Genomic DNA, 18,183 nt, shown 5'->3' on the forward strand with positions numbered 1-18,183 from the left:
AGCAGTGCCTATTCAGATACTTGACCAGAATACAATCAACAAAATAGCCGCTGGCGAAGTAATAGAGCGTCCGGCATCGGTTGTTAAGGAATTAGCGGAAAATGCAATTGACGCCATGGCTACTGCCGTCACAATCGAGATAAAGGACGGCGGTATATCATTTATCAGAATAACCGACAACGGCTGCGGAATAGATAAAGGTGAGATACCGATGGCATTTTTACGCCACTCAACCAGCAAAATCAAATCCGTTGAGGATCTTATGTGCGTGCGGTCGCTCGGTTTCCGTGGTGAGGCATTGTCAAGTATAGCTGCTGTTGCACAGATAGAGCTTATAACCAAGACAAAAGAGGCATTTACAGGAGTGCGCTATGTAATAGAAGGCGGTAAAGAGCAGAACATGGAAGACATCGGTGCGCCTGATGGGACAACTTTTATTGTCCGCAATCTTTTTTACAATACACCTGTACGACGCAAGTTCCTGAAGACAGCCACAACCGAAGCCGGGTATGTAAGCGCTCTTGTTGAACACCTTGCATTCTCACATCCTGAGGTCTCATTCCGTTTCATCAATAATGGACAGAACAAATTATACACCTCCGGCAACGGCAGCCTTAAGGACATTATATACCATGTAAATGGCCGCGATATTGCCACTAACCTTCTTGAAGTCAGTGCGAAGACGCAGGATATTCAGATATCAGGCTTTATCGGCAAACCGATGATAAGCCGCGGCAACCGTACTTATGAGAATTATTTCATAAACGGACGTTATATCAAAAGCAATATAATAACACGGGCTATTGAAGAAGGTTATAAGGGGTACATAATGCAGCACCAGTATCCGTTCACAGCTCTGCATTTTACAATAGAACAGTCCATAATAGATGTTAATGTTCATCCGACCAAGATGGAGCTACGTTTTTCGCAGAATGAATTTGTATATGATTTTGTGCTCAATGCAATCAGGAATACTCTTTCCGGACGCGAGCTTGTTCCTGAAGTCCGTCTGAGCCGCAGTGAAAATGTACCTGTTAATAAGACACGTCCGGCTGAACCATTTGAAGTTAAGAGAATGGCTGCCGAAGCTGAAAAAGATAAAAAGAACAGTACTGCCGGATTAACTGCTGCTCTTGCAGCCACCGGACACACCCTGAGGCAGGCATATGTGTCAGATACAATCCGGCCAAAGCAGCTCAGGGAAGATCCCGCAGAATATAAAACAACTGCTGCAATTGAACCTTCCGCTGCACCGGCAGCCAGGCCGCCGGAAGCTCCGGTTACTGAGACGTTACAGAAGTCTGCATCCCCTGCACCCGAACAGTTATCTTTAATCACTCCGGATGATACCGCATCAATTCCAAAGCCTGTTCTTGTAGGGCAGGTATTCGATACATACTGGATTATCCAGTTTGAAGATAAGATGTTTATAATGGACCAGCATGCCGCACACGAAAAAATTCTTTACGAACGGACAATGCACAGACTTGAGAGCGGCAGCATAGATACGCAGATAATTGCTCCTCCTGTTATTCTCAGCCTTAATATGCGCGAAAAGGAAGTAGTTTCACAGAATATTGATATTTTCACGAGGCTGGGCTTTGAGATTGAAAGCTTCGGAGGCAATGAATATAAGGTTACAGGAATGCCGGCCACTCTGCCTTCACTTGATGACCGTGAGCTTCTTATGGATATCATCGATTCATTAATGGAGGAGGGCGGTGCTTCATCAAAGCCTGAGCTTATAACACAGCGTGTTGCTTCAATGTCCTGCAAGGCAGCAGTTAAAGGTAACATGAGGATGTCTTTTGCAGAGGCGCAGAACCTTGTAGAGGAATTAATGAACGCCGATAATCCGTATAATTGCCCTCATGGACGTCCTACGCTTATATCTATGTCAAAATATGAGCTGGAAAAGAAGTTTAAAAGAATTGTGTAACTTGTAAATAATGTATTTTTCGTAATACACTCCACTTATATACTTGTAATATAGTTGTGTGGGGTGTATTACTTATATGGCTTTAAATTATATTGATATTCAAATTGATATGAGGGAGTACATATGGGAAAAATTACTAAATCTACAAAAAGAGCCCCGCTTATTGCAGGTGTAGCCCTGTGTGTGGCCGGTCTGATATGCTGTATTATTTTTCTGGTGACATCATTCAAAAAAGCAGATCTGTCCAATGATATGACAAATCTTCAGAATTCCGCATCTGTAGCTGCATCTGAACCACAGTCTGTGCCTTCGATATTTCCAACAGCCAATGTTGATATTCCCCAAAAAAATCTTAACTTTAACGAACTTCAGAAAACCAATCCTGATATATATGCATGGATTTATATTCCCGGAACGTCAGTAGATTATCCGGTACTTCAACATCCTACAGATGATACTTTCTATCTAGAGCACAATATTGACGGCAGTGCAGGACTTCCGGGCTGCATCTATTCTGAACTTCTTAATGGTAAATCATTTGATGACAGGAACACGGTTCTTTACGGACATAATATGCGCAACGGAAGTATGTTTGCAACATTGCACAGATATGCAGATAAAGATTTTTTTGACACAAACAGATATATTTATATATACACTGAAAAAGGTACTTATGTTTACGAGATATTCGCTGCATATACCTACAGCGACATACATCTCTTAAAAGGTCTGGATATTACATCTGACGAAAAATTCGCAGACTATCTTGAGTCTGTTCTTGCAATCAGAGGTATGGGTAACAATATTGATAATTCACTCAATATAGATTCATCTGACAGGATAGTCACACTGTCAACGTGCACCAGCAATGATACCAGACGTTTTCTTGTACAGGGGGTATTGCTTAATGGAAGAGAAAGATAACAATACAAATGAATTAGAAGAGCTAATATTAGAAGAAATTGACATTAATGAAGATCCTGATGAGTCTGATGATTCCCAGAATCTTACTGATAAAAACTCTGCAGCGACAAGGAAAATTCTAATAATGATGATGACGATGATGATACACCTGTAACAATAGCTTCTAATACTACAACTCCTGTTGTAACACCTGCCACAACAACACCTGCTGTTGTGGCACCTTCAACAGCAACATCACCAAAGACTGGTGACGCATTTCCTTATGTTCTTGCACTTGCAGCAATGTGTTTCGCAGGTGCGGCATTATGCATCAGAAAGTCATCAATGACAAAGTAATTTATATACGATAGTTATAGCCGATTTCATTATAAATCACCCACCCGGATTAATGAGTGGGTGATTTTTCATATTTCCAATATATTATCAATTATGTAACAATTTTTTGTAAAAATTTGTTCACAAAAAATTTAAATTCTATTGAAATAAATATGCATTAATGATATGCTTGATGTAAATTGGGAATGATTATTGTGCAATTAGCACAATGACATCCACGGAAGGAGAGAACAAATATGAGGAAGATGCTCAAAAGAGGTGTTGGAATTGTATTGGCAGCAGCATTAGCAATTGCTCCATTGCCAACATTCAGAGCAGCACAGGCATTTGCCGCAGAAGGGATTTCATTTACTGAAGTTGGCGGCTATGCAGAGGGTGCTTATGCAGAATTTACTACAGGACTTTCTGCAAAGGGTTACAATGCATATGTTAAAAAGTCATCACAGGCTGATTCAGCATATGTGAAGCTTGATAATGAGCTTATACGTGTTTATCCGGATTATATCCGTGTAGATGCTGTAGGTCTTGAAGCAGGCGATTACGTTATTAAGATTGTTCCTGTGTATGGCGGAACAGAGAAGCCATCTGAAGCTGCAGCCACTGCAGCGCTCAGCGTGTACAGCCATGACAGAACCGGCTTTGCATGGGTTGATGGTACGGCATCAGGTGCATATAATGAAGACGGAACTCTTAAGAGTAATGCCGTTGTAGTATATGTGACAGAGGAGACAAAGGATACGGTATCTGCAACAGTCAGCGGAACAGTATGCTCAGGTGTACAGAATATTCTTACAGCATATAAGAAGGCAAAGACTAATGCAGCACCTCTTGATATCCGTATAATCGGCAATATTACAGATCCGGCTGTACTTGACAAGGGTGATCTTCTTGTAGATGGTGTACTTGCAGGTCTTACTATTGAAGGTATCGGTGAAGATGCAACAGCTAATGGCTGGGGTATCAGAATTAAGGGTTCGTCTAATGTTGAGGTCCGCAATCTTGGAATTATGAACGTCAACAGTGGTGAGGGCGACAATATAGGACTTCAGCAGAATAATAATCATGTATGGGTTCATAACTGTGATTTCTTTTACGGACATGCAGGAAGTGATGCGGATCAGGTTAAAGGGGATGGTGCACTTGATACAAAGACATCTACCTTTATAACACATTCATATAATCATTTTTATGATAACGGTAAATGTAATCTTCAGGGAATGAAGTCTGAGAAGGAGACTAATTATATTACATATCATCATAATTGGTATGACCATTCAGATTCACGTCATCCTCGTATCAGAACCTGTTCAGTACATAGTTACAACAATTACTTTGATGGCAACGCCAAGTATGGTGTAGGTGTAACAATGGGTGCATCTGCATTTGTTGAGAATAATTACTTTAGGAATTGTAAATATCCGGTGCTCAGCTCAGGTCAGGGTTCTGATAAGGTTACAGGCGGAACTTTCTCAGGTGAGACCGGCGGTATAGTTAAGACATTTAATAACTACATTGAAGGTGCTAAGGCATTTGTAACATATCAGGATAATAATACTGAATTTGATGCATATGCGGTATCATCAGCTGACGAGCAGGTTCCATCATCGGTTAAGACACTCAGTGGCGGAACAGCGTATAACAACTTTGATACTTCATCAATTATGTATTCATACACAGCACAGTCACCTGAAGATGCTAAGGCAGCAGTAGTTGCAAGAGCGGGACGTGTTAACGGCGGTGACTTTAAGTATGATTTTTCCGGTAAGACATATCAGCAGAAGGATGGCAACGGAGTTATGCAGACTGTAACTGCAGACGAGTACTATCATGTTGATGATGAGCTTAAGGCTCTTGTAGTTAATTATAAGACATCACTTGTGGCTGTAGGCGGTAACCCACTTGGTGGTGGCGGAAGCACAACTCCTGTTAAACCGACAAAGCCTTCAGAGTCAGAGACCAAGTCTACTGAAGCTGGGACTGAAGTATCAGGTTCTACAGGTTCAACAGACACAACAAAGCCTTCAACAAATCCTGGAACAACAACAGGAAGTTATGTACATAACTTTACTGCATCAGGTACAACAAGTTCAGTATATACAATAACAGGCAGCCTGGCTAATAAGGGCACCGTTAATTATGCAGGACTTACACTTTCTAAGTGCCTTAAGATGGAGTCTTCTACAAGTATTAAGTTCGCAACTCCATCATCAGGTAAGCTTATTCTTGTATTCGGTGGTTCAACAGCCGCTTCAGGAAAGGCAGTTAAGGTTAACGGAACTAAGTATACATGCGGTTCAGACGGAATTGCTACAATAGATATCAGCGGTTCTAAGGATATTACAATTACAAAGGGCGATTCAATAAATCTGTTCTATATTAATTATGTAACAGAGGGCTCTTCTGAGAATCCAAGCAATCCTGCTACCGAGCCTTCAACTGAAGCTCCTACTCAGAAACCTACACAGGCTCCTACCAAGCCGGCTGACAAGAAGAATGGTCTTCTTAAGAGTGACGATGGCAGCTGGTATTATTATGTTGATGATGCCATAGACACTTCAAAGACCGGTCTTGTTCAGAATAATGATGCATGGTGGTATGTCGAAGGCGGCAAGCTGCAGAGTGATTACAGGGGATTCGTTGAGAACAGTGCCGGTAAGTGGTATGTGGTAAATGGTAAGATTAATACTGATTTCACAGGTCTTGGCAAGGATGGTGATGACTGGGTATGCGTAAGGGCAGGCAAGGCTGACAGCTCATACACAGGTCTCGTTAAGAACAGTGATTACTTCTGGTATGTAAAGGACGGTAAGCTTGATACTTCTTATCTTGGTACAGTAACCAATGACGGAGGTACATGGTTTATTATCAACGGCAAGCTTGATACATCCGTAACAGGAATCAAGAGTGACAAGACTGATTTCTGGTATGTAAAGGGCGGCAAGGTTGATACAGCATTTGAAGGCGTTATTGAACAGGGCGGAAGCTGGTGGTATGTAAAGGATGGCAAGGTTGCCAAGGACTATAAAGGCCTCTTCACTAATGATGCCGGTACATGGTATGTTGCAGCCGGTAAGATTGACACTGATTTCACAGGTCTCGGCAAGGATGGTGATAACTGGGTATGTGTAAGAGCCGGTAAGGTTGACAGGACATATACAGGCCTTGTACAGAGTAGTGGAATCTGGTGGTATGTAAGTGATGGCGTACTTGATACAAGCTACACAGGCATCCAGACTAATGATGGTGGTTCATGGCTTGTAGTCAAAGGTAAGCTTAACACAGACTACACTGGAGAATACACTGTTGATTCTACAACTTACAATATTGTTAATGGTAAGGTAACAGATTAATAAAAATAAAGGAGAGGGTAAAATTATGAGAGCTAAGAAGTTCTTCGCTGCATTCCTTGCTACAGCACTTACTGTGTCAGGGTTTGCAGTAGGCTCTCCGGTTACTGCTAAGGCAGCATCGGCAGAGTTCACAAGTGTGGGTGGATTCAGTGAGACAATCTATGCACAGATATCTGGCGTTAAAGACGCTGATGTTACGGGTGTTTCCTACAGCGGAACAGCTTCCGGAGAACTTACGGGACAGGATCTTGAGTATCTTGTAAGAGACAAGAATGGAGGAGTGCGTGTCGACATTCCGGGAGTAAAACCCGGTACATATACACTCACAGTTACAACAAAGAGCGGGACTATCACAAAGAGCGGCATCAGTGTTGATGCACAGGACCGTTCAGGATATGCACATTTTAATTACACTGCAGGTGTAGGTGCATACAATGATGATGGTACACTTAAGGACAACGCCATTGTTCTTTATGTGACAGATGACAATAAGAACAGCGTTGAATTAACTTACGGCGGAACTACTGTTAAGGGTATCGGTAACATCCTTAACTCAGTAGGTAAGGAATGCGGTGAGGCAGGCCACGAAGGCCAGTGCAAGAAGACATCAGGCAACAAGACAATTTATGCAAAGGCCAACACAAACCAGGGTATCATCCAGAAGCTTGCGGAGAATAATGTACCGCTTGTTGTGCGTTTTATCGGAACGGTAAGCGACAGCGGTCTTTACAAGAGAGGTACTTTCAATGCCAGCACAGGTCTCATTGACGGACTTACAGCATATGACGGGGACGACTTCGGCGGTTCTGTAGGTGATAACGGACATATGGCACGTATCAAGTCAGGCAGGGATATCACTCTTGAGGGTATCGGAACTGACGCAACAATTGACGGATGGGGCTTCCATTTTATGGCGGAGAGTGCACAGCCTGACCTTGGCAAGAGCTTTGAGGTCCGCAATCTCAAGTTCATCAACACACCTGAGGATGCCATCGGCATGGAGGGTGTTCAGGCATCAGCCAATGTCAATTCAGATCTTTCAGCCAGCGTAGAGCACTGCTGGATACATAACAACGAGTACTACTGTCCGAGCATATCCAACCCGGCAGAATCGGATAAGTCAGAAGGCGATGGCTCAGTTGACTTCAAGAGAGGCCAGTACTTTACATGCAGCTATAACTACTTTGAGGGCTGCCACAAGACAAACCTTGTAGGTTCATCAGATTCCAGCCTCCAGTATAACCTTACATACCACCATAATTACTGGAAGTTATGTAAGGCAAGGGGACCTCTTACGCGTAATGCCAATGTCCATATGTATAACAACATATATGAAGGACAGACAGACTATGCAATGAATGTAAGAGCCAATGCGTACATTTTCTCAGAGTATAACCTGTTCTATATGTGCAAGAATCCACAGAGAGTAGATTCGGGTGCAATCAAGAGCTACAATGACTCATTCTCAAGCTGCATCAATGATATGGGCGGAACAGTAGTAGAGAATAAGACAGACCCGGTTGCCAACAGCTGTAAGTTCGCGGCAAAGGGAATTGACTACAGCAGGTTTGATACTGATTCATCACTTTCATATATCCCGACAGGCGATTATGAATTACAGACAAGCATTACAGAGGCACACAAGGCTATCGCATCCAGAACGGGCGTGCTCAAGGAGAACCCTGTAGCTGCCGGGGATGTGTCAATGTCTTCAATATCATATGTACCGAGTGGTGTTACGCCTGTTAATGTAACTGAACTGCCTTCAACACTGACACCCGGCAAGCTTAATAAGACAGTATATGCATTCACTGTCGGCGGTACGGTAGATGTGACAGTTAAGTATGCAGATGATACACTTGCAGGAACAGGTGCGTTGGTTAATGAAGCAGGAGAATGCTTCCTCGTTGCAAGCGGCACGGCAAGGAATCTTCCTGCCGGAACATACATTATCCAGCCATACAACTTCCAGCCGGGTGATGGCAAGACGATGCAGTCAGGAACATTCAAGCAGGTAACGATTGATTCACTTGAGATTACATCAAGTGATCCTAATGCTCATTACCACAAGTATGAGCTTGTTGAGACAATAGCTGCTACATGTACTTCTGAAGGAAGTAAGATTTACAGGTGTTCATGTGGAGATACCAAGACAGAGCCGGTTGCCAAGCTTGATCACACATATGGCGCATGGACAGTTACAAAGGAAGCAACAGAGACAGAGACAGGACTTAAGGTCCGCAAGTGTACTGTATGCGGATGTGAGGATTTCCAAAAGATTCCGGCTAAGGGAACATCAGGCGGCGGTTCTTCAGAACCGGCAGAGGCAGGTGCATATGCACACAACTTCACAACAAGCGGAACATCAAGTTCTGTATACACAATAACAGGCTCAACCACGACAAGCAAGGGAAGTGTGACATACGCAGGACTTACCCTTACGACAGCCCTGAAGATGGAGTCCAAGACAGGCATTACATTCACAGCTCCTTCAGATGGTAAGCTTGTCCTTGTATTCGGCGGTTCAACTGCTGCATCAGGCAAGACAGTCAAGGTTAACGGAGATAGGTATACATGTGGTTCAGATGGAATTGCTACAGTTGAAGTTAAGGCCGGAGAGGTTACTATAACAAAGGGCGATTCAATTAATCTGTTCTATATGAACTTTGAGGCTGACGGTTCATCGACAACGGATCCTACCGAACCTGCTAATCCGGATATACCAAGTGCTGACAAGAAGAATGGACTTCTTAAGAGTGACGATGGCAGCTGGTATTACTATGTTGATGATGCCATAGACACTTCAAAAACCGGTCTTGTTCAGAATAATGATGCATGGTGGTATGTCGAAAGCGGCAAGCTTCAGAGTGATTATAAGGGATTCGTCGAAAACGGTGCCGGTAAGTGGTATGTGGTAAATGGTAAGATTAATACTGATTTCACAGGTCTTGGCAAGGATGGTGATGACTGGGTATGCGTAAGGGCAGGCAAGGCTGACAGCTCATACACAGGTCTCGTTAAGAACAGTGATTACTTCTGGTATGTAAAGGACGGTAAGCTTGATACTTCTTATCTTGGTACAGTAACCAATGACGGAGGTACATGGTTTATTATCAACGGCAAGCTTGATACATCCGTAACAGGAATCAAGAGTGACAAGACTGATTTCTGGTATGTAAAGGGCGGCAAGGTTGATACAGCATTTGAAGGCGTTATTGAACAGGGCGGAAGCTGGTGGTATGTAAAGGATGGCAAGGTTGCCAAGGACTATAAAGGTCTCTTCACTAATGCTGCCGGTACATGGTATGTTGCAGCAGGTAAGATTGACACATCATTCACAGGTCTCGGCAAGGATGGTGATAACTGGGTATGTGTAAGAGCCGGTAAGGTTGACAGAACATATACAGGTCTTGTACAGAGCAGTGGAATCTGGTGGTATGTAAGTGATGGCGTACTTGATACAAGCTACACAGGAATCCAGACTAACGATGGCGGTTCATGGCTTGTAGTCAAAGGTAAGCTTAACACAGACTACACTGGCGAATACACTGTTGATTCTACTACATACAATATTGTTAATGGTAAAGTAACAGATTAACTCTATTGCCAAATAATAAGAGCAGCTCTATAATCTATATAGAGCTGCTTTTTATTTGTGCGCTCTGTATATTTATTTGCTCATAAATCAAAAAGATTGGATTACATTTTGCATGACTATATTACAGAATATACTTTTTAGTACTGGCAATGGATTTTCAGACATATTATGCTGTCGTACTTCCGGAACTGTTATCTGCAACAATTACTCTGCACATATGGGCAGAGCATCAGTAATTACTACAGATACATATTTTAATTTTTTTGATAGTTCTACATGGAACAGATACACCGGCTGCAGTCAGATAAGCTTAAATATACGCATAAAAGGTAAGGCATTAATAAGTATCTATGATGAGACTAATTCATGCCTGCAGACATTTGATGTTCATTCAGCTGACACGTATAATGGTGTTACAATTAAACCGGATACCGGTTGCGCACAGGGGCTTTATTTAAAAATAGAAGCTGCCGATATATGCGATATTGAAAGAGCGTTCTTTTATACAGATGATGACAGCGTTGCAGTCAATGACAGCGTTGCAGTCAATGATATTGAACTTGGCATAATAATATGCACATATAAAAGAGACGAATACATAAAGCATAATCTCAGGCAATTATATGAAAGTGAATTTTTCAACACTTCAAGTCCTTTATATGGCAGGATGAAAATATGTGTTGTCGACAATGCCTCTGAGCTTCCGTTATACGATGATAATAATATCTGCATAATTCATAATGTTAACAATGGCGGTGCCGGAGGATTTACAAAGGGAATTGAATATTTCAGGACTATCCCCGGTATTACCAATGTAGTATTTATGGATGATGATGTTGAATTTGTCAATGAGACCTTCTACAGAATGTATTCGCTGTTATCTCTGTTAAAGCCTGAATATACGGATGATGTTATTCAGGGAAGAATGTTCCGGCTTGACAACCGAATCATTCAATATACGGCCGGTGAGATATGGAATTACGGAGATATCAGGCATGTTGGATTTGATAAAGATATGTCTGACAGATCGTGCCTTAAAGACATGAATACATCATATGGAGAATATGCGGGATGGTGGCTTGCATGCTATCCGGTAAATTTTATTAAAAAAAATCTCCCTATCCCTTTCTTTTTGCATTGTGATGATGTAGAATATGGTATTAGGTGTGCTCGCAGGTTAATAATTCTTAATGGAATTAATGTATGGCACGAAACTTATGAATACCGGGTTACTCCGACTATAATTTATTATGATATACGCAATACACTTTTTGTTAACCACATGCATAATATGTTTGACGCCAATCTGGCTATACAGTCATGGAAAGACCGGATATCGTACTTTCATGTGCAAAAAGAATATAAGACTGAATATATGGCTATACGTGCAATGAATGATTTTCTAAAAGGCGAGCAGTGGCTTATGTCCGTAAAGCCTGAGAGGCTTCATCGGAAGCTGTGCAGGGTAAGGAGACTGTTCAGATTACACAATACTGTTTTCTGGCGTATTGTACAGCTAAAATATGCATTAAAATATAATATGAGGGAGAAACACAATGACGATACAGGAGCTGGCAATTCCACATGCTGATATATGTGACGAATTGAAACTCTATTTTAATGGAGGCAACTTCAGTATTACAGATAATACCATTGTAATAGATGCTAATGGTAATGTTGATACTGATACATACTTTAATTCATTTTCAATCAGAAAGTGGATGAAATATACCGAACTTAAGAACTTAACCTTGACTATTGACGTAGAAGGTGAATGTTCAATATATCTTTGTTATGCATGGATTGACAAAACTAACATAATCCGCAGGGCAGGAGATAATAAACCCGCATTTATCAAAGAATCATCCGCGCGCGAAAGCTTAACTCTTACATATCCTGATAATTCAGAGGGGACTATCGCTTATTACAGAATTGCATCTGAAAATGGTCCGGTAAGAATATATGCTGCCGGTTACAGTTCAGATTTGTCAATTACAAACGATGTCAAAGTTGCACTCGGAATATGTACATATAAACGTGAAGATTTTGTATATAAGAATATAGCAAGTCTGAAGTCTTCAATACTTGATAATGCATCTTCAACACTTTGCGGCAAGGTAAAGGTTATCATATCTGATAATGGCTGCTCTCTTGATAAGGCACAGATTTCAGATAAAGACATAACATGTGTGGATAATCTGAATCTTGGAGGAAGCGGCGGCTTTACACGCTGTATGATTGAAGCCAAGAAGCTCATGGTATCAGATAATATCACACATATCATTCTTATGGATGACGATATTGTATTTGACCCTCAGACGATTGAACGTACATATACATTGCTTTCACTTCTCAAGCCTCAATATTACAGCAACGCAATGATAGGCGGCGCCATGCTTATTCTTAACGACATGCCTAAACAGTTTGAGAATGCAGCCTTATATCATGGCGGAATGCTGAAGTTTGAGAATAAGAATATTGATCTGAGAACTATCCGTAATGTTCTTACCAACGAACGCCCGAAGGATGTTAATTATAATGCATGGTGCTATTGCTGCATGCCTCTGTCTGTAATAACCGATGACAATCTTCCGATGCCGTTTTTTATACATATGGATGATGTTGAATACGGTGTGCGTAATAAGTTTGAAGTCATTACAATGAATGGAATTAATGTATGGCATCCGTTTTTCCAGAATCAGCGTCCCGCATCAATAGTATACTATGATGTGCGCAACAAACTTATAACAATGGCAGAGCTGGGCGGCATGCATATAGAACGGTATGCATCATTCTACCTTGAGATGTTTCATAATTATATATTCAATTATGACTACAACAGGACAATTCTTGCCTGTCAGGCAATTCTTGATTTTTGTGAAGGGATTGATGCATTCAAGGCAGCAGATGCCCTTGAACTTCAGAGCCGGCTGTCCGGATATAACCAGCCGTGGCTTGATGATGACGATGGCAGTGTACTTGCAGGAATAGATAATTCTGAATCAGTCAATTACGTTTCTAAAAAAGGCCTTCTGATTAATTATCTGCTGCCTGCCAAAAAAGAGTCAATTACTGTCGATTGCAGTATTAATAATGCTTACCCATACAGAGCCAAGCAGCTTATTGTATGCAACCGCCGGCAGAATAAGTATTGCGTATACAAAAAGAGCCTGTTAAAGCTTATTCATGCAAAACATATGTGTAATAAAGCCAAGAAAGCCATTCGTACAACTATCCTTGACTCAAGCTGGGAATGGCATGACCGTATTGGTGAGATTACTAATATTGATTACTGGAAAAATTATTTAAAAATTAACTAACAAGGATTAAGGAGCTAATACACATGGGCAATAAAGTTTTGTCGGTTGTCATACCGGCATATAACATGGAAAAGTACATTAAACAGACGCTGGATTCACTCATATGCGATGGGTATATGGATAAGCTTGAGGTACTCGTCATTGATGACGGTTCTAAGGACGATACGGCAGCTATTGCCAAAACATACGAAGACAGATATCCCGGGACATTCAGAGTTATCTCAAAAGAGAACGGAGGTCATGGTTCTGCTCTTAATAAGGGAATAGAGCTTGCCACAGGCAAATATTACCGCCCGCTTGATGCTGATGACTGGGTTGATACTTCTGCATTAAAGGCTGTTATAGCTGAGATGGAAGCTCATGATGCGGATATGGTTCTGACTAACTTCAGGAAGGTCTATGAGAAGACGCAGAAGACAGAGAATGTCAGGATATCTAATGTGTGGAACCGCAAACAGATTGACGAAGGCAAAGCCGTGCCAAAGCCTGGTCGAAAAGTTCTTATATACGGACAGGTTTATGATTTTGATAAGGAATTATTTGATTATTCAAAGCAGTACCTTTTCCACTTTGTATCATACAGAACACAGATTCTCAAAGATAATAATATACGTTTTGACGAGCATGTATTCTATGATGATATGGAATATGACATATTCCCGCTTCCATATGTTAAGACAGTTCTTCCGATTGACAGGTATCTTTACCAGTACCGCCTTGAAAGAGAAGGTCAGAGTGTTGACCAGTCATCATTTGCCCGTAACAATAAGCACAGGCGTAAGATTGTGGAGCATATTACGGAATACTACGTTAAGAACAAAGCTTTGTTCAGTCCTAATGTATACAGCTATCTGAGAGAAGATATCCTCTGGAAGATAACAAGACAGTATGATATATATCTTACCCTCATGAAGAATAACTCGGAGACATGCAATGAGCTTATGGGCTTTGCAAGAACAATACAACGGATTGACGGGAATATATATAATGAGACATGCAGCCGTCGTATCAGGCTTATAATGAACAGTAACGGCATCCTCTTCCCGCTTATTGCAAGCCGCAGCATACAGCAGCTTAACTGGAAGTATAAGCTCTGGAAGAACCCTAATCCGGCTGCTAAGGCATGGACAATGGAATCAGATAAGCCTATGCACAGAATGATAACTCGCAGAAGAATATTAAAAGCGCTTCATCTGACATGGCTTAATAAGGATATGCGTAATATCAGCCGTTTCAAAAATATCCACAAGGGAGAACGCTGTTTTATTACATGTCCCGGTCCGTCTATGACAATAAAAGATCTCGAGCTTCTTAAAGATGAATATACAATAGGTGTTAATTCCATAACAAAAGCATATGCCTTTACTGACTGGAGGCCTACATATTATGCTCTCGTTGACAGCTATGCTTTTGGCAAGACTCTCAGTGAGAAAGAAGTACCCGGCAACACTTTCTGCCAGCGTGAAGCATTTTTCCACTACAGAGTTAATCCAAAGACCCGCAATGGCAGAGAAACTCACCTCTTAATTGATTATTCCAATCATCGTCCTGACTGGATGGCGAAGCACAGGATTAAATACAGTGATGATATGAGTGTATGCGCATATGACGGATTTACAGTTACCAACATGGCTATACAGCTTGCTATATATATGGGCTTCAGTAAAATCTATATAATCGGTGCTGACTGTGATTATTCACAGCCAAAGATACATTTTATTGAGGTTGAGGATGATAAAGACAAGATATCAGGCGGATGGCTCCCTGCTGCCAATGACCTTGGAATTGAAGGCTATAAGGCTATGAAAAAGTTTGCTTACAAGCACAGCTGTGAGATATATAATGTTACACGCGGCGGCAAGCTTGAAGTATTCTATAGAGACAATCTTGAAAGAGTGTTACGCAACAAATAATTAACGTCAGATAGGAGAATGTCATAATGAAGGTAGTATCATTTATTCCAATTAAACTTAACAACCAGCGTCTTCCGGGCAAGAATCTTCTTGACCTCGCCGGAAGACCGGTCTGCGATTATCTTTTTAATACAGTTGCAGGTATTGATGAAATCGACGAGAAATATGTATATTGCAGTGATGAAAAGATATGCCCATATATTCCTGATAAGCTTACTTTCAAGAAAAGAGATGCCCGTCTTGACGGATATCTGGTAAAAGGGCTCGAGATAATTGAAGCATTTGTAAATGATGTAGATGCAGATATATATGTTCTTACACATGTTACGCAGCCTTTCACAAAGGCAGATTCCATCCGCAATGCTCTTGCCAGGGTGGTCAGTGGTGAATATGATTCTGCATTCAGTGCTGTTGCTCTTCAGGATTATATGTGGTACAAGGGCAAGCCATTCAATTATGACCTGACTGATATAGTAAGAACTCAGGAGCTTGAGCCTGTATATATGGAGACGGGTGCATTCTTTATATTCAGGAAAGAAGTATTTACTAAGCTCCACAGAAGAATTGGCGAACATCCTTACATATATGAGATTGATCAGTTTGAAGCAGTTGATATCGACACACAGGAAGATTTCGATTTTGCAAAGGTAGTAGCTGAATATTTAAAACGCAATAACTAAAGGACTTTATAATGAAAAATATTAGCATATTAGACTGTACATTACGTGATGGCGGAAGAGTTATAAATTGTGAATTTTCGGACGACGAGATTCGTGATATCTCAAGAAGACTTTCCGATTCCAATATAGACATTGTCGAAGTCGGATTTTTAAGAGACAGTAAAAAAGTTCATTTTGAAGGAAACAGTACATTTTTTACAGACGTTAACCAGATTGCTCCGTATCTTGACAAGTCATCCGGCAACTGCATGTATGTAGCATTTATTGATTACGGCATGTTTGATTTTGATACTCTTGGTCAGTGTGACGGAACATCGGTTGATGGTATCCGTGTCGGTTTTACGAAGAAAGATTACTATTCTTCAAGAGATGACATTATCCGCTGCCTTAATATTGTAAAAGCCAGAGGCTATAAGCTCTTTGTCCAGGGTGTTAATTCGCTAAGTTACAGTGACAAAGAAATGCTTGATCTTGTCGACCTTGTGAATGAAGTGCATCCATACAGCTTCGGTATCGTAGATACCTATGGGGCAATGTACGAGGATGATCTCCAGCGTATATACGCACTTATTAATAATAATATGCACAAAGACATCTGCATAGATTTTCACTCACATAATAATTATCAGCTCTCATTCTCACTTGCCCAATCAATTATCAGACTGAGTGACAGTGTGCGCCATATCATCATCGATGCAACGCTTAACGGTATGGGCAAGGTAGCAGGTAACCTTAATACAGAACTTATAGTCGATTATATGGTCCGCAAGCTTAACTGCAATTATGACTTTGAGCAGATTCTTGACATAATTGATGACTACATCTACCCATATAAGGAAAAAGATTTCTGGGGATATTCTATTCCGGCACTTATCGGAGGAATGTATCAGTCCCACCCTAATAACGTGCTTTACCTTACAAACAAATTCAGGCTGCAGACCAAGGATATTAAGAATCTGCTTTCTATGATTGAACCTGCCAAGCGCACACGCTATGACTATGACAACATTGAGCGTATATATCTTGAATACAGCGGTAATAAGATAGATGATTCCGCAACTATATCAAAGCTTACACAGGAATTAGGGCAGAAAGAGATTCTGCTCCTTGTTCCGGGACACTCACTTGTTGAATATTCTGAACAGATAAATGGATATATAGCTGAACATAATCCTGTATGCATATCGGTAAACTTTGTCTCAGAATACAGTAATTATGCATTCTGGGGTAACTCAAAAAGATATGCTCTGCGTAAAAACAGGCGTCAGGGCGTTACGTCCATAGTAACATCTAACATTAATTCAGATAACGATACAGATATGATGGTTAACTACTACAGCCTGATTGACCGCAGATACGTTAATTATGAGAATTCAACCATAATGCTTCTTAACCTTCTTAAGAAGATTGCACCTGCCTGTATTACAATAGCAGGCTTTGATGGATTTAATGCCAGTCGTCATAATAATTACATTGATGACAGTTTTCAGAATGATCGTCATGCTGATGACTTTGAACAGCTTAATAATGAGCTTCGTGACATGTTAAGCTCATATGCCGGCTGTATGAGTGATAACTGCTCTGTTAAATCTATTACTCCGGGCATTATTACAGATATATTAAAATGAGAGGATTAACCATGAAAGATTCCAATATTAAGCTCCTGATTATGGATGTTGACGGAACACTCACTGACGGAAAAGTCTATATGTCCGAACATGGCGAACTGTTCAAGGCATTTGACATAAAGGATGGTCTTGGAATACACAATATTCTTCCGGCCAGCGGTATTACACCTGTTATAATAACAGGACGCCGCAGCAACATTCTTAAGCTCAGATGTGATGAAATCGGAATAAAGTATCTGTATCAGGGTGTATCCGACAAAACCGGAACTCTTGATAGTCTTTTATCAGAGCTTGCATTAGATTATTCTAATTGTGCGTACATCGGAGATGATATAAATGATCTTTCATGCATGCGCAAGGTTGCACTCGTTGGCTGCCCTGCTGATGCAGTACGTGATGTTATCAGTATATCCGATTTTGTTTCTTCAAAGAATGGCGGCTGTGGTGCCGTCAGGGATTTTATAGAATGGTTAGTTGAATAGGGGATTAACAATT

Annotated in this window: 11 protein-coding genes; all 11 read left to right on the forward strand. The window is 41.1% G+C overall.

All coding sequences use genetic code 11. From position 1 onward, the window contains the following. The first annotated feature begins 4 nt into the window (after positions 1 to 4). The 11 genes from mutL to NQ488_07130 all read left to right on the forward strand — a co-directional run bounded on the left by mutL (position 5) and on the right by NQ488_07130 (position 18,170). The gene (gene mutL, locus NQ488_07080; protein ID UWN97055.1) at positions 5 to 1,939 is read left to right on the forward strand and encodes a DNA mismatch repair endonuclease MutL; all 1,935 of its coding nucleotides are present in this window, start codon (positions 5 to 7) and stop codon (positions 1,937 to 1,939) included. Between the two features lie 123 nt (positions 1,940 to 2,062). Further along, the gene (gene srtB / locus NQ488_07085; GenBank protein ID UWN97056.1) at positions 2,063 to 2,863 is read left to right on the forward strand and encodes a class B sortase; all 801 of its coding nucleotides are present in this window, start codon (positions 2,063 to 2,065) and stop codon (positions 2,861 to 2,863) included. After that, positions 2,847 to 3,017 carry a hypothetical protein gene (locus NQ488_07090; GenBank protein ID UWN97057.1) on the forward strand — a complete coding sequence of 57 codons (171 nt, stop codon included), beginning with the start codon at positions 2,847 to 2,849 and terminating at the stop codon, positions 3,015 to 3,017. Before srtB ends, NQ488_07090 begins: the two co-directional genes overlap by 17 nt. A 418-nt stretch (positions 3,018 to 3,435) precedes the next feature. Continuing rightward, the gene (locus tag NQ488_07095; GenBank protein ID UWN97058.1) at positions 3,436 to 6,549 is read left to right on the forward strand and encodes a polysaccharide lyase; all 3,114 of its coding nucleotides are present in this window, start codon (positions 3,436 to 3,438) and stop codon (positions 6,547 to 6,549) included. 25 nt (positions 6,550 to 6,574) lie between these two features. Next, positions 6,575 to 10,147, forward strand: a complete 3,573-nt coding sequence (locus NQ488_07100; GenBank protein ID UWN97059.1) for a polysaccharide lyase — start codon at positions 6,575 to 6,577, stop codon at positions 10,145 to 10,147. 217 nt (positions 10,148 to 10,364) lie between these two features. Continuing rightward, the gene (locus NQ488_07105) at positions 10,365 to 11,738 is read left to right on the forward strand and encodes a glycosyltransferase (protein ID UWN97060.1); all 1,374 of its coding nucleotides are present in this window, start codon (positions 10,365 to 10,367) and stop codon (positions 11,736 to 11,738) included. Continuing rightward, the gene (locus NQ488_07110; protein UWN97061.1) at positions 11,704 to 13,467 is read left to right on the forward strand and encodes a glycosyltransferase; all 1,764 of its coding nucleotides are present in this window, start codon (positions 11,704 to 11,706) and stop codon (positions 13,465 to 13,467) included. The genes NQ488_07105 and NQ488_07110 overlap by 35 nt, the downstream gene beginning before the upstream one ends. A gap of 23 nt (positions 13,468 to 13,490) precedes the next feature. After that, on the forward strand, positions 13,491 to 15,380 hold the full coding sequence (locus NQ488_07115) for a glycosyltransferase (protein ID UWN97062.1): 1,890 nt from the start codon (positions 13,491 to 13,493) through the stop codon (positions 15,378 to 15,380). Positions 15,381 to 15,406: 26 nt separating this feature from the next. Then, positions 15,407 to 16,060 (forward strand): acylneuraminate cytidylyltransferase family protein, encoded by a 654-nt coding sequence (locus tag NQ488_07120; GenBank protein ID UWN97063.1) that lies wholly within the window; start codon positions 15,407 to 15,409, stop codon positions 16,058 to 16,060. A gap of 11 nt (positions 16,061 to 16,071) precedes the next feature. Beyond that, on the forward strand, positions 16,072 to 17,688 hold the full coding sequence (locus NQ488_07125; GenBank protein ID UWN97064.1) for an aldolase catalytic domain-containing protein: 1,617 nt from the start codon (positions 16,072 to 16,074) through the stop codon (positions 17,686 to 17,688). Positions 17,689 to 17,699: 11 nt separating this feature from the next. Beyond that, the gene (locus NQ488_07130) at positions 17,700 to 18,170 is read left to right on the forward strand and encodes an HAD-IIIA family hydrolase (protein ID UWN97065.1); all 471 of its coding nucleotides are present in this window, start codon (positions 17,700 to 17,702) and stop codon (positions 18,168 to 18,170) included. The last annotated feature ends 13 nt before the right edge of the window (positions 18,171 to 18,183 follow it).

The organism is [Bacteroides] pectinophilus, from assembly GCA_025146925.1.
GTDB classification, from domain to species: Bacteria; Bacillota; Clostridia; order Lachnospirales; family Lachnospiraceae; genus Bacteroides_F; species Bacteroides_F pectinophilus.